The organism is Paeniglutamicibacter terrestris (assembly GCF_012271785.1).
In the GTDB taxonomy this organism is placed as follows: domain Bacteria; phylum Actinomycetota; class Actinomycetes; order Actinomycetales; family Micrococcaceae; genus Paeniglutamicibacter; species Paeniglutamicibacter terrestris.
Map to the genome: position 1 here is coordinate 1 of NZ_JAAWVT010000006.1, position 21,273 is coordinate 21,273.

At 61.4% G+C, this 21,273-nt stretch carries 14 protein-coding genes and 1 tRNA gene; 9 read left to right on the plus strand and 6 right to left on the minus strand.

Annotated elements, in window-relative coordinates; translation table 11 throughout:
- The first annotated feature begins 201 nt into the window (after window positions 1-201).
- The 3 genes from HED64_RS12605 (at window position 202) to HED64_RS12615 (ending at window position 2,303) form a co-directional block, all read left to right on the plus strand.
- Window positions 202-702: an SRPBCC domain-containing protein gene (locus HED64_RS12605; protein WP_168152356.1), complete on the plus strand. Its 501-nt coding sequence runs from the start codon at window positions 202-204 to the stop codon at window positions 700-702.
- A gap of 70 nt (window positions 703-772) precedes the next feature.
- Complete coding sequence (locus HED64_RS12610) at window positions 773-2,155, plus strand: FAD-binding oxidoreductase (RefSeq protein ID WP_168152357.1); 1,383 nt, start codon at window positions 773-775, stop codon at window positions 2,153-2,155.
- Window positions 2,156-2,226: 71 nt separating this feature from the next.
- Window positions 2,227-2,303: transfer RNA gene (locus HED64_RS12615), tRNA-Pro, on the plus strand.
- Between the two features lie 464 nt (window positions 2,304-2,767).
- Here the strand turns inward: HED64_RS12615 and HED64_RS12620 are convergent.
- Window positions 2,768-3,805 carry an ABC transporter substrate-binding protein gene (locus HED64_RS12620; protein WP_483428612.1) on the minus strand — a complete coding sequence of 346 codons (1,038 nt, stop codon included), beginning with the start codon at window positions 3,803-3,805 and terminating at the stop codon, window positions 2,768-2,770.
- Window positions 3,806-3,915: 110 nt separating this feature from the next.
- Here HED64_RS12620 and HED64_RS12625 point away from each other — a divergent pair, with 110 nt between their 5' ends.
- Both HED64_RS12625 and HED64_RS12630 read left to right on the plus strand, forming a co-directional pair.
- Window positions 3,916-4,980, plus strand: coding sequence for an iron chelate uptake ABC transporter family permease subunit (locus HED64_RS12625; RefSeq protein WP_342590721.1), 1,065 nt, complete (start codon window positions 3,916-3,918; stop codon window positions 4,978-4,980).
- Entirely contained in the window at window positions 4,977-6,047 is a 1,071-nt protein-coding gene (locus tag HED64_RS12630) for a FecCD family ABC transporter permease (protein WP_245325978.1), read from the plus strand. The genes HED64_RS12625 and HED64_RS12630 overlap by 4 nt, the downstream gene beginning before the upstream one ends.
- 28 nt (window positions 6,048-6,075) lie before the next feature.
- Here HED64_RS12630 and HED64_RS12635 read toward each other — a convergent pair whose 3' ends face one another.
- The 3 genes from HED64_RS12635 to HED64_RS12645 are packed head-to-tail and all read right to left on the minus strand — an operon-like array spanning window position 6,076 to window position 10,717.
- Complete coding sequence (locus HED64_RS12635) at window positions 6,076-7,830, minus strand: glycoside hydrolase family 13 protein (protein ID WP_168152358.1); 1,755 nt, start codon at window positions 7,828-7,830, stop codon at window positions 6,076-6,078.
- Window positions 7,831-7,882: 52 nt separating this feature from the next.
- Window positions 7,883-8,941, minus strand: coding sequence for a LacI family DNA-binding transcriptional regulator (locus tag HED64_RS12640; protein ID WP_342590722.1), 1,059 nt, complete (start codon window positions 8,939-8,941; stop codon window positions 7,883-7,885).
- A 33-nt stretch (window positions 8,942-8,974) separates the two neighbouring features.
- Window positions 8,975-10,717, minus strand: coding sequence for a glycoside hydrolase family 13 protein (locus tag HED64_RS12645; protein WP_210149672.1), 1,743 nt, complete (start codon window positions 10,715-10,717; stop codon window positions 8,975-8,977).
- A 281-nt stretch (window positions 10,718-10,998) separates the two neighbouring features.
- Between HED64_RS12645 and HED64_RS12650 the strand changes: the two genes are divergently transcribed.
- The 4 genes from HED64_RS12650 to HED64_RS12665 all read left to right on the plus strand — a co-directional run bounded on the left by HED64_RS12650 (window position 10,999) and on the right by HED64_RS12665 (window position 16,871).
- On the plus strand, window positions 10,999-12,315 hold the full coding sequence (locus tag HED64_RS12650; RefSeq protein WP_168152360.1) for a sugar ABC transporter substrate-binding protein: 1,317 nt from the start codon (window positions 10,999-11,001) through the stop codon (window positions 12,313-12,315).
- 124 nt (window positions 12,316-12,439) lie between these two features.
- On the plus strand, window positions 12,440-14,053 hold the full coding sequence (locus tag HED64_RS12655; RefSeq protein WP_168152361.1) for an ABC transporter permease subunit: 1,614 nt from the start codon (window positions 12,440-12,442) through the stop codon (window positions 14,051-14,053).
- Window positions 14,053-14,961, plus strand: coding sequence for a sugar ABC transporter permease (locus HED64_RS12660; RefSeq protein ID WP_168152362.1), 909 nt, complete (start codon window positions 14,053-14,055; stop codon window positions 14,959-14,961). The genes HED64_RS12655 and HED64_RS12660 overlap by 1 nt, the downstream gene beginning before the upstream one ends.
- Window positions 14,962-14,966: 5 nt before the next feature.
- Window positions 14,967-16,871 carry a glycoside hydrolase family 13 protein gene (locus tag HED64_RS12665; RefSeq protein WP_168152363.1) on the plus strand — a complete coding sequence of 635 codons (1,905 nt, stop codon included), beginning with the start codon at window positions 14,967-14,969 and terminating at the stop codon, window positions 16,869-16,871.
- A 1,816-nt stretch (window positions 16,872-18,687) separates the two neighbouring features.
- Here the strand turns inward: HED64_RS12665 and HED64_RS12670 are convergent.
- Both HED64_RS12670 and HED64_RS12675 read right to left on the minus strand, forming a co-directional pair.
- Window positions 18,688-20,019, minus strand: a complete 1,332-nt coding sequence (locus HED64_RS12670) for a DUF4032 domain-containing protein (protein ID WP_168152364.1) — start codon at window positions 20,017-20,019, stop codon at window positions 18,688-18,690.
- Between the two features lie 125 nt (window positions 20,020-20,144).
- The gene (locus HED64_RS12675) at window positions 20,145-21,269 is read right to left on the minus strand and encodes an ABC transporter ATP-binding protein (protein ID WP_168152365.1); all 1,125 of its coding nucleotides are present in this window, start codon (window positions 21,267-21,269) and stop codon (window positions 20,145-20,147) included.
- Window positions 21,270-21,273: the final 4 nt, after the last annotated feature.

The window sequence follows — 21,273 nt, forward strand, 5'->3', positions numbered from 1 at the left end:
CCCACTGCGCCGATGGTACTGCACTCGGGAGGGTGTGGGAGAGTAGGTCACCGCCGGACATAACTGTCCCGAAGCCCCCAAACACCAGGTGTTTGGGGGCTTCGATGTTTAACCACCACCTGCCATTTGGTGGTTGTCACCTCCATGGACACACCAATACGCACAAATGCTGTTGTCAGTGATTGCCGTTACTGTGGTGAGATGGATGGATTATTTTCACACGCGGCATCGGCCAACGAGCCTAGCTCCCACGACGATTACCGCTTGCCGGAACTCCGGCACACAGTCAGCGTCCCGGTGGCTGCCGAGCAAGCCTTTGAGGGCTTCTCCGAATACATTCATCTCTGGTGGCCCGTGAGCAAGTTCTCACACTACGGACCAGGTAGCCACGTGACCTTCGAGCGCGGAAGCCTCGTTGAAGAATCGGAAGATGGCGACCAGCACCTTTGGGGCAAGGTCGTACACCTTGACGCTCCCTCGACCATCGTTTTGGACTTTACGCTTGGCATGGAAACTGCCCCACCGACCCACGTGAGCCTCGAATTTCACGAACAGGGGACAGCAACCGAGATCGTCCTGACCCACGACGGTTGGGCCTCCGGGCATGTAGGCCAGGAGCAATACGAGCAATACAGTCAGTGGCCCGAGATTCTTGGCTACTACGCCCGGTTCATGGGCGCCAATAACCAGCAGGTCCGCTAACGAATCTCGGTCGTAGCCACCGAGAAGACGACGTCACGTAAAAAACATCAACATCGTTTGAAAGGGCCTCATGAGCCTCGAAACCGCCGACTCGATCCTGATCGATGAGCTAAGCCAGCAGATTGGCGAGGGCGCAGTATCCACCGAGCCTCAGGTTCTTCTCGCGCACAGCCACGACTTCGGAAAGATCGTTGATCTCCAGCAACCCCTTGCCGTGGTTTTTGCCGAACGCGTTGAAGACGTTCAGGCGACCTTGCGGTTAGCATCTGCGGCGGGAGTTGCGGTCGTGCCGCGCGGGGCTGGCACGGGCGTCTCAGGCGGCGCACATGCCACTGCGCGTTGCATCGTGCTGTCGCTCGAACGCATGAACCGCATTTTGGAGATCCGACCCGATGATGAGGTGGCGGTGGTTCAACCCGGCGTCGTCAACGCGGTGCTGAACAATGCGGTTGCCAAGCATGGGCTCATGTACGCCCCGGACCCGGCCAGTTACCAGCAGTCGACCATTGGCGGCAACGTCGCAACCAACGCTGGAGGTCTGCGCTGTGCCAAGTACGGCGTGACTACCGATTCGGTGCTTGGCCTCGACGTGGTTTTGGCTGATGGCACACTGATCTCCACCGGACGCAACACCTTCAAGGGGGTGGCCGGCTACGACCTCACGTCCCTGCTGGTGGGTTCCGAGGGCACGCTGGGCGTGGTGGTCTCCGTGACGGTACGCCTGCGCTACCTGAGCGCAAAAACCTGCTCCATCGCCGCCGTATTCACCGACGTTATTCAGGCGGCCGCCGGCGTGATGGCGATCGCCCGGATCAGGGTGCAACCGGCGATCCTGGAGTTGCTGGATATCGGGACTATGCGTGTCCTTGATGTCGCCTATGGCTCGGACCTCGCGGCGCGGGGCGGCGCCATGCTGCTGGTGCGTACCGATGGTCACGGTGCCGAGATCGAGGCCAACATTGTGCGCTCGGCTCTGGAGAACTTGGGTGCGCACGTGAGCGAGCCGGACGACGAGGAAGCCGTGCGTCTGATCGAGATGCGCAGGGCCAGCCGCGGCGACGGACAGGACGATAAATATCGGGTGGGGGAGGACGTGGCGGTGCCCCGCTCGGCCATGGTCGAATACATGGGCACCCTCGATCAGATTGCCGCCCGGAACCGGGTCATGGTGCGCATCGTTGCCCACGCTGGCGACGGCAACCTGCACCCCACATTCTGGGTTGACCCGGAGGATGGAGCCGCGGGGGTGGCGCGCCTTGACGCGGCACTTGAGGAGTCGATCAGGGCGGCGCTGGAGGCCGGTGGAACCATTACCGGGGAGCACGGGGTGGGGACCGCGAAGCGCGACTGGCTGGCCTGGGAACAGTCGGCTGAAGTGCTTGAGATCCAACGCAAGATCAAGGCGATCTTCGACCCACAGGGCATCCTGAACCCGGGAAAGGCCATCCTGTGACGCAGCAGACCTTACCTCGATTAGGCGTTGAAGTGAATTGTCTGTAGAATTTTTATTCGTTGGTACAACACCGGGATATGGCGCAGCTTGGTAGCGCGCGTCGTTCGGGACGACGAGGTCGCAGGTTCAAATCCTGTTATCCCGACCAATGTGAGCCCCGCAAGAAACTTCGGTTTCATGCGGGGCTCGTCCCATTTTAACAACCAAAATGCACCCTCGCATCGGACTCGAGCAGGTGGATAAGCCCCAGCCTCCAGGCGCGGTGGATGCTCTCCGCCAGCTGAGGATCGGCTCTACGGCGTCTCTTTCGCCGGTGCCTCCACGCGGTCGCTGACGGCTACCTCCGCGGCTGCTATGACTGTGGTCAGCGTTGTACCGGGACCGGTGGCGAAGGCACCCGCCATCACACTGATGATTCTCTCCGTGATCTGAGAACTGTTCCACGTGGAACCAAGCAGGTCGACCGAAGGGGAAGGCTCGATCTGCTGTTATCGGTGCCATCGGCGTCGCGCCCAGCGGGCCGCTCATTTACTGATTCTCCATTAAACGTCTGTGGGACCGACCATGGCCGGTCCCACAGACGACGTGAGGTTTTGAGTTAAGTAGAGGTTGCTACTTGACCAGGTAGCTGCGCAGTTCGTCCAGGACGATCGACGCGCCGGTCGGGCCCAGACCCAGGAACCAAACGTCGTCGTTCACGCGCTGCACGTTCCCGGCCTTGACGGCCTCGAGCTTGTCCCAAATTGGGCCCTCGAGCGCGGCCTTTTCGCCGGTGGCCTCCGGGGTGCCGTAGGAGGTGTAGAAGATCCAGTCCGAGTCAGCTTCGGCCAGGTTCTCCCCGGAGATCTCCTTGGCCAAATCATCAATATCTTGGTTGGCGGGCCGCGAGAATCCGGCATCATTGAGAATCACGCCGATCAGTGAGGCATTGCCGTAGAGGCGGATCTTCTCCGGCATGAAGCGCAACAGTGAGATCTTGGGATCTCCCTTCACGTCCTTGCCCAGGGCGCTGGCCTTGTCCTGATAGCTGTTGAGCACCTCAATCGCCTTGGTTTCTTCACCCAGGGCGGAGCCCGCTAGCAGGAAGTTTTCTTTCCATGGGAATCCTGGACGGATGGAGAATACGGTCGGTGCGATCTGCGAGAGCTGCGGGTATAACTTATCGGCACGCAACTGCGAACCGATGATCAAATCAGGTTTCAGCGCGGCGATGGCTTCAACGTTCAGTTCCTGAATGGTGCCCACGCTCTTAGCGTCTTTGACGGCATCGGCCAAATAGCTGGGGATGGAGTTGGCGCCCTCGGTGGAGGGGATACCTACCGGGGTGATGCCCAAGGACACTACAGCGTCGAGTTCGCCGGTGTCGAGCACCACCACGCGCTCGGGTTTCTTGTCCAGGGTGGTCTCACCATTGGCGTGCGTGACGGTGCGCGGGAATACCCCTGCCTCAACGGGCGCACCAAACTTTGCGGTCTGCTCATCGGCGGTGGAGAAGCGCTCTCCGCCCACCGCAACGTCAGAGTTACCTGCGGCGGTGTCTGTGGAGCCACCTGCTGCGCAACCGGCGGTCAAGGCGATGAGGAAGAGAGCTGCGGTGGCCTTGGCTGCGCCGAGGCGGGGCCGAAGCGTCGAAGAGAATAATTTCACCACGTCAATGTACCGTATTTTAGTAACCAATGCCTCACCGATTGCGCACCGCCCGCCGGCTGCTGAGCGCAGAGGCGGTAGTGTGGAACGGTTCGAAGCCAAGGAGATGATTTGTGGCCAGCCCGATGCCCACCGCGGTGAACCCCGAAAACCGGGGCCCCGACGCCGAGCCTGCAACAGCGTCCATAACGCTACGCCGATTGCTGCCGTTGCTGGGCCTTGTCGCATTATTGCTGCTTACGGCTCTCTGCTCCTTGGCCGTGGGATCCAAACATATTGAATTTTCGGTGGTGATCGACGCGCTGGTGGCCCCCGACGGCTCGGCCGACCACGCCATCATCCGTGACTCGCGCCTGCCTAGGGCCATCCTGGGGATCCTGGCCGGAAGCGCACTGGGCATTGCCGGGGCGCTGGTCCAATCCATGACTCGCAATGCACTGGCCGAACCCGGGATCCTCGGCGTGAATGCCGGCGCCTCGCTGGCGATTGTGATCGCCGTTGGCACCTTCGGGATCAACGGTTTTAACGGCTACGTCTGGTTTGCCTTCGGCGGTGCGGTGCTCGCCACGGGTGCCGTCTATCTGGTCGGGATGGCAGGGGCCAGGTCCAGCGACCCGGTGCGGCTGGTGCTGGCAGGTGTTGCCTTAGGTGCGGTGCTCTCGGGCATCGGTACGGCGCTGGCGCTGGTGCATCCCTCGGCCTTTGACCAATTGCGCGCCTGGACCATCGGCTCCTTGGAAGGCCGTTCGGGCGAGGTCCTGGTCCCGCTGACCGCAGCGGTGCTGCTGGGCTTCGTGCTGGCAGCCTGCACCGGCCGGTCGCTGAACGCGCTGGCGCTGGGAGACGACACGGCCCTGGCCTTGGGCTACAAGGTGGGGCGGGCCCGGGTGCTGATCCTGTTGGCCGTCACGGTGTTGGCAGGCGCCGCAACCGCCGCGGTGGGGGCGATCAGCTTCCTCGGCTTGATGGCACCACACCTGGCCCGACGTTTTTCCGGCCCCGATGCACGCTGGATGCTTGCCTATACCGCGGTGCTGGCCCCGATCATCCTGCTGCTGGCAGATGTACTGGGACGAGTCATCATTCCCGGCGAGCTCGAGGCCGGGGTTGTCTGTGCGTTTATCGGCGCCCCGGTGCTGATCCTGTTGGCACGCCGCAAGAAGCCGGTGGCGGTATGAGCAACACCAAACGAACCTCAAAACCTCTCTCCCTGACTCCGGCCACCACGGCGGGCAAGAAAGCGGGCGTCTCGCACCTGGGCCGCGAGACGGCGCTCTGCCTGGTGCTCCTGGCATTGGCCGCGCTCATCGCGCTACTGGTGATCGGCAGCGGCGACTATCCGATGGGGCCGGTGAAGGTCATGCAGGTGATCTTCGGCGGCGGGGAGGGACTTGAGAGCACCATCGTGTTCCAATGGCGTGCCCCCCGCGCGGTGGCGGCGTTGGCTTTTGGCGCCGCACTCGGCGTGGCCGGTGCGGTATTCCAGTCGCTGACCCGCAATCCGTTGGGCTCACCCGACATCATCGGTTTTTCCACCGGTGCCTACACCGGCGCGCTACTGGCGCTGACCCTGGTGGGCGGCAGCTTCCTGGCCACCTCGATGGGTGCGCTAGCCGGAGGTCTGGCCACGGCCCTGGCCGTGTATTTCCTGGCCTGGCGGCGCGGGTCCCACGGCTTCAGGCTGATCCTGGTGGGCATCGGGGTTTCGGCCATGCTGGCGGCGCTGAACCAATGGCTGGTGTTGCGCGCCGAAATCGAGGTGGCGATGGCCGCGGCGGTCTGGGGAGCAGGAACCCTCAATGGGGTCGGCTGGCCGGTTCTCATTCCCGCGTTGCTCGCCATTGTGCCGGTCCTGGGCCTCACTCTGGCCGGAGGCAGACACTTGGGCATGCTGGAGCTAGGAGACGACACGGCCACGGCATTGGGCGTGCGGGTAGAACCGGCGCGGTTGGTCCTGATCGTGCTGGCGGTGCTGCTGACCTCCGCGGCCACCGCCGTCGCCGGACCCATCGCCTTCGTGGCGTTGGTGGCCCCGCAACTGGCCAAGCGGTTGAATCGAGCCGCGGGCATGCGTTTGGCCCCCGCCGCCTGCATGGGCGCATTGCTGTTGGTGGCCAGCGACCTGGTGGCACAACGCGTCTTTGCCCCGGTGCAACTGCCGGTAGGCGTGGTGACGGTGAGCATCGGTGGCATCTACCTGATCTGGCTGCTGGCCCGCGAGGGACGCAGCCGCACCCAGGTGTAGAACCCGCGAAACGCTCACTCAGCGAGTATTAGTGATCTATGGCGCGCAACCAGATCGCGGAATTGGCGCCCAGTAGGCCCTGCGCGGCCAGCGTGGCACCGTCGGGATCGGAGTAGAGCAGCGGTTCGCCGGCCGGCAGCGGCACCGAAACGGCGGAAAGATTCAGCACGCTGATGGTGTTTGAATTGCGGATCGCCAGCACCTCGGGCAGGTCGGGATTCTTAAAGAATGCCAGCGACCCCAGACCCAGACCCAACTCGCTGCGCAGGGCCAGTGCCGTGCGGTAGAGATTTAGTGTGGAGGCGGGGTCATCCTGCTGCACGTCGCGGGCCAGCTTGGCCCAATCTGTCGGCTGCGGTAGCCAGGTGTTCCCGGTGGGGGAGAAACCATAGGCGGGGGCATCATGTACCCAGGGGATCGGCACCCGGCAGCCATCGCGTCCAATGCGTTCGCCGTTGCTGCGCAAAAAGGTGGGGTCCTGGCGGAAATGATCGGCCAATGTGGTGTGGTCACCCAGGCCCAGCTCCTCACCCTGATAGAGGTAGGCGCCGCCGGGCAGGCCCAGCATGAACACTGTCGCTGCCCGCGCCCGGGCCAGGCCCAGCGCCGTATCCGGCTGCGGATCGCGCGGACCAATGCCGTCGCCCAGATCCAGCGCAACATTATCGAGCCCGAAGCGCGTGGCATGACGGGAGACATCGTGATTGGAGAGCACCCAGGTGGTAGGGGCATCAACAGCATCAAAGGCCTGGAGAGATTCGCCAATGACGGTGGCCAGGGCGTCCCTGTCCCAGAGCGTGCGCAAGTAATCGAAATTGAACGACTGATGCATCTGGCCCGGGGCCACCCAATCGGCCAGGCGGGTCAGCGGGCGCACATTGGCCTCCGAGCAGAGCACCGGTTCCCCCGGGTATTCATCGCAGATCTCGCGCCAGCGCGCAAACACCTGGTGCAGCTCGGGCTGGGCGAACATGGGAGCATCGGCGAAGGGGAAGCCCGGGCGCGGGGTACCGTCCGGGGCGCCGCCCCAGTTAGGCAGGCCCTCCTTCTTGAACATCGCGTGGGCGACGTCAATCCTGAAGCCGCCGGCGCCGGCATCCAGCCAGAAGCGCAGCGTCGTTTCGAATTCTTCCTGCACCTCGGGATTGCGCCAGTTGAAGTCTGGCTGAGTAGCGTCAAAGAGGTGGAAGTAGTACTGGCCCGGGGTTCCATCGGGGTTCGGAACGCGGGTCCAGCCCGAACCGCCGAAGAGTGAGAACCAGTTATTTGGCGGGGTGTTCCCGCCCTCACCCAGCCCATCGGCAAAGTGGAACATGGCGCGTTCGCCCGAGCCCGGCGCCGCGGCTAGCGCTGCCTTAAACAACTCGTGCTCGTTGGAGCAGTGGTTGGGCACGATGTCGATGATGATGCGGATGCCGAAGGATGCGGCGGTACTGATCAGCGTCTTGGCATCCTCCATGGTGCCAAAGAGCGGATCCACGCCCCGGTAATCGGAGACGTCATAGCCGGCGTCTTTTTGTGGGGAGGGGAAGAAGGGGGAGAGCCAGATGGCATCGACGCCTAGGGTGGCAATCTTGGGCAGTTCGGCGGTGATACCGGCCAGATCGCCCATGCCGGACCCGGTGGAATCCTTGAAGGAGCGTGGGTAGATCTGGTAGATCACCGCGCGGCGCCACCACTGCTCGCCTTCAGATGATTCATGTAGCAGCGGCTGTAGTGCGTAGGGGGAGCCGGACGTGATCTGGGTATCCGGTGTGCCGGAGGCATCCAAGGGTAGCGACATGAGTTCCAGCCTATCTACTGGTGGGAGCGATGCGGGAAGAATCGATGGGTTGCTAGTGAGTGGCTGGCGGCGCGGTGGAGGTGCGCAGCACAAATTCGGTGGGGAAAAATTCGTCGGCCGGCGCCAGCGCTTTAGCCTCGCTGGTTGATTCATCGAGCAACTCCATCATGCGCGCCACCGCGGCCTCACCCTGCGCGCTGGGGTGCTGTGCCACGGTAGTCAGTCCGAAGAGTTCACCAAGTTCGTGCCCGTCGATGCCGATAACGGAGAAATCCCCGGGCAATGACAGTCCCAGATCGCGCGCGGCCATGATGGCGCCGAAGGCCATCTCATCGGAGGCGCACAGCATGGCGGTGGGCCGGCCGCGCGGATTTGAGAGCATGCTGCGTACCTTTTGGTGGGCACCGGCCATGGTGAAATCCGCGTCCAGTAGCCATTGCGGGTTCACCGCTAGATCGGCCTGATCCATGGCGTACTCAAAGCCATCAAGCCGGGCGGTGGGCAAGTTGAAGTCCACGTTAAAGATGTCGGCGCCGCCCAGGAAGGCGATGTCCCGGTGCCCCAGGGAGATTAGGTGCTCGGTGGCCAGCGAGGCGATATTAAAGTCATCAACACGGATGGTGTCCACCTTTGGCAAGAGACCGCCCAGTGCCACCAGCGGCTTGTTCACCGCGCGCAGCTGCGCCAGCTCCGCGTCGGTCAACTTCAGCGTCACGGTGATGACTCCGTCGAGGCGTTGGCGCATCAACAGGTCCTGGAAGACGGCATCGCGATGCCGCTGCTCACCGCTGGTGTTGTACAGCGTCAGGTCATAACCGCGTTCGTTGAGTTCCTGCGTGGCGCCCTGCAGCACGTTGGCGTAGTACCAGCGCGAAACCGTGGGCATCACGATACCAATGTTGCGGCTGCGCCCCGAAGCCAGGGATGACGCGTTATAGGAAAGAACGTAGCCCAGTTCCTTAGCGGCCTGTTGCACCGCCTCGCGCGATGCGGCGGAGACCTTCCCATTCCCGGAGAGGGCTCGGGAAACCGTGGCAACGGAGACCCCTGCGCGCAGGGCGACGTCCTTGATGCTGGCCATGTACTCCCAAACTCCTTCGTTGTAGTTCATGATGATGCGCCGCTGACCCCGTGGGTTCAGCCGTTAGGCATGGTGCAGAGAAATCCATACCGCAGAGTTCGGATTCAACAGCGCCGAAGTAGCCGCGTCTAAGGCACTGCTTGAACTGGCCAGCAACACCTCTCCGGCGGGCAAAACCACCGGCTCGGTCCCCAGATTCAGCACCACGAGGATCTCGGAATTTTCGAAGCCCAACAGGCTTGAGGTGTTTGTGTCCTCAAGCCAGTTTAGGTCGCCCAAGCCCAGCTGGTGTGCGGAGCGCAGTCGGAGGGCCTCCTTGTAGAAGTTCAGGGTGGAGTGTGGATCGGCCGTTTGGGCTTCCCGTGTCAGCGACGCCCACTCTTGTGGTTGCGGGAGCCACGATGCTTCGGAATCGCTGAAGCCCAGCGACGCGCTCGATGAGTCCCACGGTAACGGGACCCTGCAGCCATCACGGCCCAGGCGCTCGCCGTTGGTGCGTGCGAAGGACGGGTCCTGCCGGTACTCGGGATCGAGCATGGTGTTATCTCCGAGGCCCAGCTCCTCGCCCTGATACAGATAGGCGCCTCCGGGAAGCCCCAACATGAATAAGGTGGCGGCGCGGGCGCGGGCCAGCCCGAGGTGTAAATCTGGTTGGATATCGTCCGGGCCCAGGCCATCACCGTCGCGTGGGGAGGGGGCGACTGCTCCGAGTCGGGTGGCGTGCCGTGGGACGTCATGGTTCGAGAGCACCCAGGTGGTGGGTGCACCGACGGCATCAAAGGCCTTCAATGAGCGAGTAATGATGGCCTTGAGCGCCTTCCCATCCCATCCGGTGTGCAGGAAGGGGAAGTTGAAGGACTGGTGCATCTCATCCGGGCGCACCCAGTCAGCCATGGCCTCGATGGGGTGTACATTGGCCTCCGCACACAGCACGCGCTCGCCGTCGTACTCCTCGCAAACCGCACGCCAGCGACGGTAGACATCGTGGACGGCGCTCTGGCCAAACATCGGTGCGTCGGCGAAGGGGTAGCCCGGGGAGTCCGCGCCATCGGCCCGGCCGTTCCAATCCGGAAGGCCGGGGGCCTTGACCAGAGCGTGGGCGACATCCACGCGGAAACCTCCGGCGCCGCGATCCAGCCAGAAGCGCAGTACGGATTCGAATTCGTCGCCTACCGCCGGGTTGTCCCAGTTGAAATCGGGCTGGGAGGAATCAAAGAGGTGCAGGTAATACTGGCCCTTGGTGCCGTCGGGTTCGGTAATGCGAGTCCAGGCGGACCCGCCAAAGTGCGAAAGCCAGTTATTGGGCGGCAACTGGCCATCTTCTCCCCGTCCGTCGCGGAAGATGAAGAACTCGCGGGCAGCAGAGCCCTTGGGGGAGACCAGCGCTTGGCGGAAGAGGGCATGTTCGTCGGAGCAGTGGTTGGGTACAAGATCCACCAGTATTTTGACCTCGAGCCGATTGGCCTCGGTGATGAGGTCATCAAAGTCCTGCAGGTTTCCGAAGATCGGGTCAACCGCGCGGTAGTCGGAGACGTCGTAGCCAGCGTCTTTTTGTGGGGAAGCAAAAAACGGGGAAAGCCAGACGGCGTCAACACCGAGGTCGGCAACGTGGTGAAGTTCGGCGGTAATGCCGGGCAGATCCCCGATGCCATTGGATGTGGTGTCACGGAAGGAGCGTGGGTAGATCTGGTAAATGACCGAGCGGCGCCACCATTCCGCACTCGTAGAGGACTCATGGGTCGGGTCCTGAAAACGGGCGTGGATTTCGTGCGGGGTGGCGGTGGGGAGTTCTTCGGTCTGTGACATGCGCTCCATCATAACGATGAAATCACGAAAAGTGGAAGCGTTTCCATTATGCATAGTCCGAACCGTCGGCCACCCATGCCGTTGCGAAAATTATTTGTCGTCCCGAAAACTCGCCTGTCTATCAGTAGGTATGCGGGAATGTTGTCACCGAAGGGGGTTGCGGCCAAGAATTTGGGCTATTGTGATCTGGACGACATGAGTGGAAGCGTTTACACTCAATCTCACGACTCCAGCGCCGAAGGTTCGATCCCGGGCGCATAACACTCGAAAGAGGAATCATCATGACGGGAAATAACACACCCGGTGCACGCCTCACGCGCCGAACCTTCACCTTGGGCGCAGTGGGTGCCCTCTCGGCACTGGCCCTGACCGCGTGCGGTGGTTCGGGCACCCCGGCCGCCAGCACGGCCGCCGCAACCACCAGTGCTGCAGCATCGGTCCCGGCGACCGGCGCCAGCCTCACCATGTGGGTTGACGCGGAACGCGCACCGGCCTTGAAGTCCATCGCCGCCAAGTTCAAGACGGAAAAGGGCATCGACGTCAAGCTGGTTGTTAAAGACTTCGCCGCTGTCCGCGATGACTTCATCACCCAGGCGCCCACCGGTAAGGGCCCGGACATCATGGTCGGTCCCCACGACTGGTTAGGAAAACTCGTCCAAAACGGTGTCGTAGCTCCCGTCCAGCTGGGTGACAAGAGTGCACAATTTGCCGAAAGCTCCATCAAGGCCATGACCTATGACGGCCAGACCTATGGGGTGCCGTACTCCATCGAGAACGTCGCCCTGGTCCGCAACACCGCATTGGTTCCCGAAGCAAAAACCACCTTGGATGACGTCCTTGCCGAGGGCAAGAAGGCCGTCACCGCGGGAGACGCCAAGTTCCCCTTCCTGGTAGGCCTTGATCCCAAGCAGGCAGATCCTTACCACCTCTACCCGCTGCAGACCTCACTGGGTTCACAGGTCTTCGCCCAGAACGAGGACGGCAGCTACGACTCCTCGAAGCTTTTGCTGGATAGCGAAGGCGGCAAAAAATTCGCTCAGCTTTTGGCAGACCTTGGAGACAAGGGTTCTAAGGTCCTGAACTCCAACATCACCGGCGACATCGCCAAGGAAAAGTTCCTGGCCGGGGAGTCACCGTACTTCCTCACCGGCCCGTGGAATGTCCCGGACATCGAGGCAAAGGGCATCAAGTTTGCTATTGACCCGCTGCCGACCACGGGAGATCAGCCGGCCCAGCCGTTCATTGGTGTTAACGGCTTCTTCATCTCCGCCAAGTCCACCAACGCGCTGGCCGCCAACGAATTTGTGGTCAACTACCTCACGCAGCAACAGGCACAGGACGAACTGTTCAAGGTTGGCGGACGCCCACCGGCACTCACCGCATCCTTTGATACCGCAGCCAGCGATCCGGTAGTCAAGGCCTTTGGCGAGATCGGCGCCAACGGCGTACCGATGCCGGCGGTCCCGGCCATGGACGCGGTCTGGGCCGACTGGGGAGCAACTGAACTGAACCTCATCAAGGGCAAGGAAGCCGATCCGGCAACCGCATGGTCCAAGATGGCTGCCAACATCGAAAAGAAGATCGCCAGCAGCAAGTAGCTAGTTCGCAGTAAACAGGTCCGCAATGGTGGGGGCGGGCCGAATCGGCCCGCCCCCACCGCTGCCCCCACCAAAAACCTCCGCCGCGCGGCGGCAGAGCGCATCAAGAAAGTTGTTGGACCACATGGTACAAATCGAAGAAAAGTCGGGTGTAAAGACCGGGCGCCGGGATGAAAAGCCAGCACGAAAAAAGGACCGGAGCCCCGATTCGCTCAGCGGCATTTTGGCCAAAATCGTGCTCTTGGGCCTGACCGATGCAGTGGCCGCCTTCGTGCTCTTCCAACTGATGCTCTCCGGCGAATGGCTGATCTTTGTCATCTCGTTGATCACCACATTCGTCATCAACTGGATCTACCTGCGCCGTGGCGGCCTACCGGCCAAGTACCTGGCACCAGGGGTCATCTTCCTGCTGATCTTCCAGGTTTTCGTGATGATCTTCTCCACCTACATCGCGTTCACCAACTACGGGGACGGGCACAACTCCACCAAGGCGGACGCGATCGCCTCGATCCAGCTCTCGGCCTCCGAACGAGTGCCCGATTCCCCGCAATTCCCCACCTCCGTGCTGGAAAAGGGTGGCAAATACTTCCTACTGGTCACCACCCCCGAGGGCGAGGCGAAGCTCGGCGGTGCAGACACCCCGCTAGCTATCGTGAGCCCATCGGTGAGCGGCCCCACGGGAGCCGCCACGGGTGTTGAGGGCTACAGCACGCTGGACTTCACCACGTTGCTGGCCCACCAGCAAGAAATCACCGCCCTTACCGTGCCACTGAGCGAGAACCCGGAAGACGGTGCGCTGAAAACCGCCGATGGGTCCACCTCCTATGTGTACACACCCAAGCTGAAGTACGACGAGGCAGCCGATACCTTCACCGACACCACCACCGGTGTCATCTACACGGATAACGGCCGCGGCTCCTTTGCCGCGCAAGACGGCAGCGCACTGAATACCGGCTGGAAGGTGAATGTGGGACTGGATAACTTCCAGCGCGCGTTCACCGACGAAAACCTGCAGGGACCCCTGCTGAAGGTCATCCTCTGGACCTTCGCCTTCGCCATCCTCTCTGTGGCCACCACGTTCGCCCTGGGCCTGTTTTTGGCCATTACCTTCAACAAGAAGGATCTGAAGGGGCAGAAGATCTACCGGATCCTGATGATCCTTCCCTATGCTTTCCCCGCCTTCCTCTCCGGATTAGTGTGGTCGGGCCTGTTGAACCCCGAATTTGGGTTTATCAACAACGCACTGCTGGGCGGTGCACAAATTCCCTGGCTCACCGACCCGGTGCTATCGAAAATATCTGTACTCGTGGTGAACCTGTGGCTGGGCTACCCCTACATGTTCTTGGTCTGCACCGGCGCGTTGCAGTCATTGCCCGAGGAAGTTGACGAGGCGGCCCGCATGGACGGGGCAGGAGTCTGGAAGATCTTCACCGCCATCAAACTACCGCTTCTGCTGGTTTCCCTGGCACCACTGTTGATTTCCTCCTTCGCCTTCAACTTCAACAACTTCAACGTCATCTACATGCTCACCGGCGGCGGCCCACGCTTTGACGGGACCACCTTCGACATCGGCTCCACCGACATCCTGATCACGATGGTCTACAAGATCGCCTTTGGTACCGGAACCGGCCGCGACTACGGATTGGCCAGCGCGCTGGCCATCATCATCTTCATCATTGTTGCCGCCGTTTCGGCGCTGAGCTTCAAGAAGACCAAGGCACTGGAGGATCTGAACTAATGAGCACTCAGAAAATTGCGTTATCCGGAACCATGGCCCAGGCCAACAAACAAGGTTTCGGTCGCTGGTTCGCCACCAAGGGATGGCGACACCTGATCGCCATCGCCGCCACCATCTTCTCCATCTTCCCGCTGCTCTATGTGCTCTCCGCGGCGCTGAACCCCACCGGGACCATGGCCGGGGCCAGCACCATGTTCACCGAGTTCGGGCTGGGCAACTTCCAGGAACTCTTTGCCAACCAGGAGCGACCCTTCGGCCGCTGGTTTGTTAACACCCTGGTCATCGGGACCATCACCTCGGTGGCCACGGTCTTCCTTGGCGCGCTGGCCGCCTATGCGTTTTCCCGCATGCGCTTCTCCGGGCGCCGTGTGGGCCTCTTGACGCTCTTACTGCTGCAGATGTTCCCGCAGCTGCTTACCGTGGTGGCCATCTTCCTGCTGCTGAACTTCATCGGAGATATCATTCCCTCCCTCGGGCTCGGCTCTCAGCTCGGTCTGATCATGGTGTATCTGGGCGGAGCACTGGGAGTGAACACCTATTTGATGTACGGCTTCTTTAATACCGTTCCGATGTCGCTGGATGAATCGGCGCGCATCGACGGGGCCAGCCACGTGCAGGTCTTCTTCCGCATCATCATGCCACTGGTCACCCCGATCCTTGCGGTGGTGGGACTGCTGGTCTTCATTGGTATCTCCTCCGAGTTTGTGATCGCCTCGGTGGTGCTTACCGACCCCGAATCCCAGACCCTGGCCGTGGGCCTTTACTCCTATGTTGCTCAACAGCGCAGCGAAAACTGGGGAGTCTTTGCCGCCGGTGCCGTGCTGGCAGCGGTGCCGGTGATGGCTCTGTTCCTCTTCCTGCAGCGCTACATCACCTCCGGCCTGACCGCCGGTGGAGTCAAGGGATAACACCGATGGTTACCGCAATGCATAGCATCGATTCATTGGTTGCGCTCCAGCCACACCACGACGGATCTCCCGTTTATGTTGCAGGGGGCTCGGCGCCGGTGCTGGGCCAGGAACTACGCGTGCGGTTGCGGGTGCCGGCCGGAATTCTTGAACCCGAGGCCGTCTGGCTGCGTAGCCTGGAAGATGGCGAACCGCGTTTCGCCGAGGCTAACCGCATGGCGGGAGATGGCTCCCAGCTGTTTTTTGAAGCCCCGCTGCGGATGGTGAACCCGGTGCAGCGCTACCGCTGGTTGGTGAGCTATCGCGCCGCGGAGGGAACAGTAGATTACCGGTGGTTGAACGCCGCCGGCTGGCACACCCGCGACGTCCCCGACATCCAGGACTTCAGAATTCACGGCGATTTCGCGACTCCGCACTGGGTCAAGGAATCGATCATGTACCAGGTATTTCCCGACAGATTCGCGAACTCCGGCAGCGAAAAACCCACGGCCGAGTGGATGATTTCCTGCGCCTGGGATACCCCGGTCCAGGGACGCGGGGAACAAACCAGCAGGCAGTTCTACGGCGGGGACTTGGCCGGCATCGAGTCCAAGCTGGATCATCTGCTGGATCTCGGGGCGACCATCCTGTACCTGACCCCCGTTTTCCCGGCCGCCTCCAATCATCGCTATGACGCATCTTCCTTTGATGAGGTGGATCCACTACTCGGCGGGGATGCCGCCCTGATCTCACTCATCGCCGCGGCGCATGCCCGCGGATTGCGGGTGGTGGGGGATCTAACCAGCAATCACACCGGTGCCGGGCACCAGTGGTTCACCGCCGCCCACAACCGTCCGGGCGCGGCCACGGGGGAGTACTACTACTTTAATGAGGACAATAGCCAGTACGAGGCGTGGCTGGGAGTACCTTCGCTGCCCAAACTGAACTGGAACTCCGCTGCCCTTCGCGAGCGCTTTATTCTGGACGATGACGCAGTGGCAGTGCGCTGGCTCAAGGAACCGTTTAATCTAGATGGCTGGCGGATCGACGTGGGCAATATGACCGGTCGGCACGGTGCCGACGAGCTGAACCACGAGGTCGCCAGAATGCTGCGGCGGCGCATTGAGCAGGTGCGCCCCGGGGCCATGCTGTTGGCCGAATCAACCTCCGATGCTTCGAACGATGTTCCGGGGGACGGCTGGCAGGGGGTGGTCAGCTACAGCAACTTCACCCGACCGCTCTGGCAGTGGCTGGCCAAGGACCCGGACCCCGAGGCCTTCGGCTGGTTCTTTGGTTTGCCGCAGGCCGGACCGGTGCGCATCGAGGCGGGCGACTTTGTCGCTACCCACCGGGAAATGTCGGCAGGCTACAGCTGGGAGGTGCGGCTGGCCAACGCCAACGCACTGGATACGCATGACACGGCCCGAGCGGCCAGCCATATGATCGCCGGGGGCCAGGAGATCGCGGCCTGCGCGCAATTTAGCTTCCCCGGCATCCCGCTGGTCTTTGCCGGCGACGAATTTGGACTGCACGGTTATAACGGTGAGGATTCGCGCACGCCCATGCCCTGGGAACAACCCGAAAAGTGGGGAAGTGACCTTCGTCCGCTGTATACCCAATTGGCCGAGCTGCGCAAGGCGCGCCGTGCGCTGGTGGATGGCTCGCTGCGATTCATCCACGCGGAAAAGGATCTACTGGTCTACATTCGTGAGCATGAGAGCGGGTCGGTGCTTTGCCTGCTGGCGCGCGGCCCGGTGCCGGAGACCTCGATGGGGGCAGCGACTCGGCTGGTTGGAGAACTGGGCGCAGAACTCATGAGCGTGGGAATTTCGCCGCGACTGTCGACCAATGCCGAGGGAAAGCTGTTAGTTAGTGCCGAGGGACCTGGTGCACTGTTCCACCATGCCCTTGCGGTGCCGACTTGGGGCTAGCCTTCGGATGATGCGGCTCGGATACGTACCATCCCGCGTTCGGTCGCAGCGCTTCCCATAGCGAAGACGACGCTGGCGACCAGAATGGGTAGGAACCCGCGCCCCCAATCACTCTCCGGAAGCCTAAGTTGTAACAAAGTAAAAAACCCTGCGGCCACCGCTAGCCAGAGAGCACCAACAAGCCATCGTAGGCCTCGTGGCAGCCCTGCCCAAAAGGGTACTTCTCCTTCGGGACGTTCCCCGCTAAATCCAAGCCACTTCAACATGCGCAACCTCCTTCTCGTTTTTGAGTTGATCGCTCCCACGCAGGTCCTGACGTCGAGCATCAGGACGAATGCCTAGTTGACCAGTAAAAATTACTTTACACAATTCGATGGTTCAAATGCGGGAAACTCGGCAAACTGGAAAGAAGTGTAGACAAAGGTCTATATGAACCGGGTGACGAGTGGTCCCGGCCGCGCCTTTGGAAGAGGGGTGCCGGCGAGTCGTGACGGTATTCGCTCGGAGATGGGTATCGCGTCCGATTTCTTCGGATTACAGCCAAAGATGACGTCATGGCGGTAAGGGCGCACTCGAATCTTTTGCTGCACTTCTGTGCGCGGCGGAGCGCATAGAGGTCGGGGAGTGCGGGCGGAGCGATGCTTGCCTTACGCGGTAAAGACAATTCATGATCCATTGTTTTGTTCTAATATATACTTACCTTCGAACAGTGCAATCGTTTTGTGCGCCAAATTGAGCATGGACTCTTGGGTGAATCCGCCCTTCGTTCAGCAATTCATTTCATGCGGACGTTTGACTTGTTCAGAAGCGTTCCTAAAAGCGTCGCGCGCAAGTCGAAGGCGGCTGGCCCAACGAATGGAGGGTTATGGGCGGAAGGAAGAGGGAATCCTCTCGGTGACCTAAGAAGTGCCGTCCGTCTAGGGCGTTCCGGATCTCAATCTGAATCTTTATTGCGCTTGCGACGTCTCCCGTATGACGCGCACACCGCAATGAGTCCAATCCCCAATAACATGGCAATTAGGTAACTTATTTCCATTCAGTGCTCCTTGTGTAACCATCGAAAGTACATAATTGTTGGACAATTAGTGAGCCGTCAGGCTCGGTTTTTGCTTATTGTTTCGACCAGCTTCGCGATGTAAGTCGTACCGGTACAGTAGCAAACGCGGCTGAGTCACCGGCAGAATTCTCGTTACTGTTTGAAATGGCGCCTGCCGCTGAGCATGTAATCGGTACCGACAACAGAGAGACGTTAACAGCTCCGCCATGTTTTCTGCTGCCCAAAGCAACTCGCTCGATTTCAAGTGTCCGAATGGAGCATGGAAGAAAATCGCACAGACGCGAGTGCGCGTGCTACGCAAGCGATGACAAACTACCGGTGAGCGATGAGGTGCTCACGACAGGGTAAGACCTGGCTTCCGAAGCACACCGGCGATCGGGCAAGCATCCTGGAGGAACGGGGACGTTTTTGCCACATTGGCCGACCTAGAAGCTGAATGAAAGGGCTTTGACGGCTTGTTCACGGACACAAAGGTGGACAAGGTCCTTAATCTAGGTGAGTGGAGTTAAGGCACGGGCAGTGATTATGGCCGTGATGACGGCGGCGCAGCGGAATCTGGTCTGGTCAGGACGTCCTTTTCTTCGTGACCAACATACGCGGGACGGCGATGGCAGTTGGCCGGGGAGTCCAAAGGCTACGGTGAGGGGTGCCCGTCCTCCCGCCTCGCGATTCGCTTCGCCAACAAAGCGAAGTTTCGCCCACATGACCCGTCTTCGTGGAACATTCTTCGCAACATGGCGACCCTTAGAGCATGGACAGCTAGTCAGCGGGGGAGGCACCGTCATCACCAAGTACCAGGCGAGCCTCATCGCGCCGATGACGCAGCACTGCCTCCACATAGGAAGCCACGGCCTCTTCCATCGGGACGTTGGAGCCGCGCGCCTCGGAGATGTACCAGCGGTGTTCAAGCACCTCATGCACGATCTGGGCAGGTTCCAGCTTGCCGTGGAATTCGCGGGGGATGGCCCCGGTGATGCGGTCAAAAACATCGATGACCCAGCGCGCGGCAGCCATCTCCTCATCTGCCTCCGGGTGCTTCTTGGCACGGAAAGCATCAAGGTCGTTGAGCAGCCTACGGGCCTGGCCCTCCTCGACATCCAGTCCTGTCAGCCGCAGGAGCCGGCGCGTGTGATGCCCGGCGTCCACCACCTTGGGCTGGATGAGCAGCTGGCCGCCGTCGGGGGAGGTCTTGAGGCTGATTTCCTCCACGTCGAAACCCAACTCATTGAGTCGACGGATGCGCTCGTCCACGCGCCAGCGTTCGGAGAGATCGAAGGACTCCTTGTCGTTCAGCTCGGCCCAGAGTCCTCGGTAGGAATGCAGGATATCCTCGCTGGTGGCCACCGGATCAACGGTGTCCTCAATGAGGCCAGCTTCCATGAGATCCATCAGCTCACCGGCGATGTTCACCCGTGCGATTTCCAGATCGTATTCGCGCTGACCGGAGGATAACTCCGGGTAGAGCTCACCGGTCTCCGCATCCACCAGATAGGCGGCAAAAGCTTCGGCATCGCGCCGGAACAACGTATTAGACAGCGATACGTCTCCCCAGTAGAAACCAATCAGGTGCAGGCGCACCAAGAGCAGTGCCTGTGCGTCAATGAGTCGAGTCAGGGTATCGCGACGTAGTTTCTGGGAGAACAGGGCGCGGTAGGGCAGAGAATATTTGAGGTGCCGAGTGACCAGCACCGGATCCAGGTCGTTGCCCTCGTTGTCCTTGCGCCCGGTGATCACCGCGACGGGCTCCACGCAGGGGGCCGCCAGTCGGCGCAGCTTACGCAGCATGTGATACTCGTGTCGGGCCACGTGCTCGCCGGTTTCCTTGATGGCGATCACTGCCTCGCCCATCATGGCGAATCGCACCACATGCCGGGAGATGCCACGGGGTAACGGAGCGAGCTTGTCACTTGGCCATTGCTCCAGGGGGATCTGCCAGGGCAGCTCGAGTAATCCGGGGTCGGCCGTGGCAGCAGTGATGGACAACGACCCCGCGATGTTCGGGGCGGTGGCGGGCGAATTTTCCCGGGGCAACTTCCCGGATTGGGAATGGTTGGTGGGTTCGTCGTGCCAGTTGGCGGTGTGTCGGATCATGGGCGTGGCTGCCGTCTCTTGGAGCGGAAAAACGGGGGATGTACAAAGGCGGCCGCATCCAGCACGGGCTGGGTACGGCCGCCTTCGGCAGTATACGTGCGGTTACACGATGGCTGGAAAAGGTCTTAGACCTCGCTGGCCGCCGATGCGTGGGCTCCGCTGCGCGCTGGCTCGGCCAAGCGCTCGCCGGATGCGGTATCGAAGAGGTGAACGTGTCCAACCTTCGGAGCTACGTGAATGGTGTCGCCCTTGAACGGGGGCTTGCGACCATCAACGCGGACTACCATCTGGTATTCGGTGCCGCCCACGGTGGTGTGGCCGTAAACGTAGGCATCTGCGCCGAGTTCTTCAACCACATCGACCTCCACGGCCAGGCCCTCGCTGGCGTTGACCAGATCGAGGTCCTCGGGTCGAACGCCCAACGTGACGGTGTTGCCCGTTGCTGCTTCGAGGGTAGCCGAGGCGACGGGATAGGTAGTGCCGCCGAAAGCGACTCCACTATCTGCCACCGGCAGTTCGAGCAGGTTCATGGCGGGGGAGCCGATAAATCCTGCAACAAAGACATTCTGCGGGGTGTCATAGAGTTCGCGCGGGGTGCCGACCTGCTGCAGCAGCCCGTCCTTGAGCACTGCCACACGGTCACCCATGGTCAATGCCTCGACCTGGTCGTGGGTCACGTAGACCGTGGTGACGCCCAAACGGCGGGTCAGTGAGGCGATCTGCGTACGAGTCTGCACACGCAGCTTGGCATCGAGGTTCGACAGCGGCTCATCCATGAGGAAGACCTGCGGGCTACGTACGATGGCGCGGCCCATGGCCACACGCTGACGCTGGCCGCCGGAGAGTGCCTTCGGCTTGCGGTCCAGATAATCTTCGAGGTCCAGAAGCTTTGCCGCTTCCTGGACGCGACGGGCACGTTCTTCCTTATCGATACCGGCGATCTTCAGGGCGAAGCCCATGTTGTCGGCCACGGACATGTGCGGGTACAGCGCGTAGTTCTGGAAAACCATCGCGATGTCGCGGTCCTTGGGCGGTACGTTGGTGACGTCGCGGTCACCGATGAGGATACGACCGGAGTTGACGTCCTCGAGGCCGGCGAGCATGCGCAGCGTCGTGGACTTTCCGCAGCCTGAGGGGCCAACAAGAACCAAGAATTCGCCATCGGCGATGTCGAGGGAAATCTTATCTACCGAGGGCTTGGTGGCTCCGGGGTAAATGCGGGTGGCTTGGTCAAAAGTTACTGATGCCATGGGG

Bases quoted from the DNA above. Each gene is read 5' to 3' on its own strand.
- HED64_RS12640 (WP_342590722.1), bottom strand. From the start codon at position 8,941: ATGAACTACAACGAAGGAGTTTGGGAGTACATGGCCAGCATCAAGGAC.
- HED64_RS12670 (WP_168152364.1), bottom strand. From the start codon at position 20,019: ATGATCCGACACACCGCCAACTGGCACGACGAACCCACCAACCATTCC.
- HED64_RS12605 (WP_168152356.1), top strand. From the start codon at position 202: ATGGATGGATTATTTTCACACGCGGCATCGGCCAACGAGCCTAGCTCC.
- HED64_RS12610 (WP_168152357.1), top strand. From the start codon at position 773: ATGAGCCTCGAAACCGCCGACTCGATCCTGATCGATGAGCTAAGCCAG.
- HED64_RS12630 (WP_245325978.1), top strand. From the start codon at position 4,977: ATGAGCAACACCAAACGAACCTCAAAACCTCTCTCCCTGACTCCGGCC.
- HED64_RS12635 (WP_168152358.1), bottom strand. From the start codon at position 7,830: ATGTCGCTACCCTTGGATGCCTCCGGCACACCGGATACCCAGATCACG.
- HED64_RS12660 (WP_168152362.1), top strand. From the start codon at position 14,053: ATGAGCACTCAGAAAATTGCGTTATCCGGAACCATGGCCCAGGCCAAC.
- HED64_RS12645 (WP_210149672.1), bottom strand. From the start codon at position 10,717: ATGTCACAGACCGAAGAACTCCCCACCGCCACCCCGCACGAAATCCAC.
- HED64_RS12675 (WP_168152365.1), bottom strand. From the start codon at position 21,269: ATGGCATCAGTAACTTTTGACCAAGCCACCCGCATTTACCCCGGAGCC.
- HED64_RS12650 (WP_168152360.1), top strand. From the start codon at position 10,999: ATGACGGGAAATAACACACCCGGTGCACGCCTCACGCGCCGAACCTTC.
- HED64_RS12655 (WP_168152361.1), top strand. From the start codon at position 12,440: ATGGTACAAATCGAAGAAAAGTCGGGTGTAAAGACCGGGCGCCGGGAT.
- HED64_RS12665 (WP_168152363.1), top strand. From the start codon at position 14,967: ATGGTTACCGCAATGCATAGCATCGATTCATTGGTTGCGCTCCAGCCA.